This window comes from Spongiactinospora gelatinilytica (genome assembly GCF_003236385.1).
Lineage (GTDB): Bacteria > Actinomycetota > Actinomycetes > Streptosporangiales > Streptosporangiaceae > Spongiactinospora > Spongiactinospora gelatinilytica.
The window spans coordinates 1-2,014 of record NZ_POUA01000661.1 but is presented as its reverse complement, the minus strand read 5'-3'; the positions used below and the strand labels follow the sequence as shown (position 1 = coordinate 2,014).

The following is a 2,014-nucleotide window of genomic DNA, read 5'->3' as shown; positions in this document are numbered from 1 at the left end:
CCCCCGCGACCTTCCGCATGTCCCCGCCGTACTCGCCCACCAGCAGTTCGGCGCACTCGCCGAGCCGGCTCGACGTGCTCTCGTCGTACCGCACGTAGTGCCCCCGCCCCAGCGCGTCCACCCGACCCTGCCAGGTCAGCCGTGCCATCCCCTTGGGCGTGTCGCCGCCGGCGGCGAAGAGTTCGCGGGCGGCGGCCACGGCCACGTCGGAGTTGATGCGGGCGCTCAGCAGGTTGGCCAGCACCAGGAGCTGCCAGAGCGGACGCGGCTGGTCGCGAAGCTTGATACCGGCCTGCTCGGCATAGGTCTGACCAGCGGTTTTCAGGACCGTAGCGACATCACTCATCGAGAATCCCTCCCACCGCCCGCTACCCACAAAAACAGACTTACGCGGACTTACGAGACTTCCGCTTGGGCTTCTCCTCGGCGGCCTTCTCCTCGGTGGCCTTCTGCCCACGCTTGCGGGCCGGTGCGCCCTCTCGCTCCCGCTTGGCGGCGTTCACGCTCGCGCGCAGCGCGGCCATGAGGTCCACCGCAGGCCCGGCCTCCTCGGGCGCGCCCTCCGGCTGGACGACCTCCTTGCCCGCCACCTTGGCCTCGATGACCTGCTGCAACGCCTCACGATAACTGTCGTGGTACTCGCCGGGGTCGAAGTCGGAGGCCATCGTCTCGATCAGCGACTCGGCCATCTTCAACTCCTGCGCCCGGACGTCGATCTCCTCCTCCAGGAACGCGAACTCGGCCTGGCGGATCTCGTCCGGCCACAGCATGGTCTCCAGCACGAAGATGCCGTCGCGGACGCGCAGCGTCGCCAGCGACTCGCGCTGCCGCAGCGCGATCTTCACGACCGCGACCTGCCCGGACCGCTCCAGGGCGTCGCGCAGCAGCACGTACGGCTTGGCCCCCTGCGCGTCGGGCTCCAGGTAGTAGGACTTGGCGAAGTAGATCGGGTCGATCTGCTCGGCCGGGGTGAACTGGAGGACGTCGATCCGCCGGGACGTGGACAGCGGAAGGTCCTCGAAGTCCTCGTCGGTGAGGATCACCATCTCGCCGGTGGCCAGCTCGTAGCCTTTGGCGATGTCGGCGTAGGGAACCTCCTCGCCGTCGATGGTGCACACCCGCTTGTACCGGATCCGCCCACCGTCCTCACGGTGCACCTGGTGGAAGCTGACGTCCTTCTGCTCGGTCGCGGAGTAGAGCTTCACGGGGATCGTGACCAGCCCGAAGGAGATCGCGCCCTTCCAGATGCTGCGCATCGCCTCTCCTCATCCGAACCTGAGCCCGAACCTCCACCGGCCGCTCACCCGATTTTCGCACTCAGGTTCGACTCCCGCCACACCCCGATGGGTTATCTCACCATCGGGGCACATACCCGTCATGGGGGATCCGATGCCATATCCAGTCATTCCGATGCTCGCCGTGCCCGGCGCTCTCCCCACCGACGGCTCCCGTTACGCGCTGGAGATCAAGTGGGACGGAATCCGCGCCATCGTCTACAAGGACTACCAGGACCCCCAGGTCAGGATAACCGGGCGGCAGGCCGCCGACTACACCTCGCGCTACCCCGAGGTGGCCGGACTCGCGGTGGACCTCGCCGGGCACCGGGTCGTGCTGGACGGCGAGCTGGTCGCCTTCGACCGCACCGGAAGGCCCGCCTTCCAGCGCCTCCAGCGGCGGATGCAAGTGACCGATCCGGGGCGGCTCGCGGAGTTCGTCCCGGTCACCTACCTGCCGTTCGACCTGCTCCACCTCGACGGCTACGACCTGTTCGACGTCCCGTACCTGGACCGCCGCGACCTGCTCGAACGGCTCGGCATCGACGTACCGCCGCGCTTTCCCGGGGACGCCACCGAACTGCTCACCATCACCCGCGAGAAGGGCCTGGAAGGCGTCATCGCCAAGCGGCTGGACTCCCCTTACCGGCCGGGGCGACGCTCGGAATGGTGGATCAAGGTGAAGAACCTGGACATGCGCGACGTGGTGATCGGCGGCTGGCGTCCGGGGAGGGGACGCC

3 protein-coding genes are annotated in these 2,014 nt (G+C 68.1%); 1 reads left to right on the top strand and 2 read right to left on the bottom strand.

From position 1 onward, the window contains the following. Positions 1-346 (bottom strand): HhH-GDP family DNA glycosylase (locus C1I98_RS38360; protein WP_497846281.1); only part of this gene is annotated, 346 nt, incomplete at its 3' end. Positions 347-386: 40 nt separating this feature from the next. Then, a complete protein-coding gene (gene ku, locus C1I98_RS38355) occupies positions 387-1,256 on the bottom strand; it encodes a non-homologous end joining protein Ku (protein ID WP_111172120.1) in 870 nt (289 codons plus the stop codon). A gap of 133 nt (positions 1,257-1,389) precedes the next feature. On the opposite strand from ku, the gene C1I98_RS38350 reads away from it, so the two are divergent. Beyond that, the coding region (locus C1I98_RS38350; protein WP_438672137.1) for an ATP-dependent DNA ligase at positions 1,390-2,014 on the top strand (625 nt) is incomplete at its 3' end.

Excerpts from the sequence above, each read along its gene's own strand:
- ku (WP_111172120.1), bottom strand. The coding sequence starts at position 1,256 with ATGCGCAGCATCTGGAAGGGCGCGATCTCCTTCGGGCTGGTCACGATC.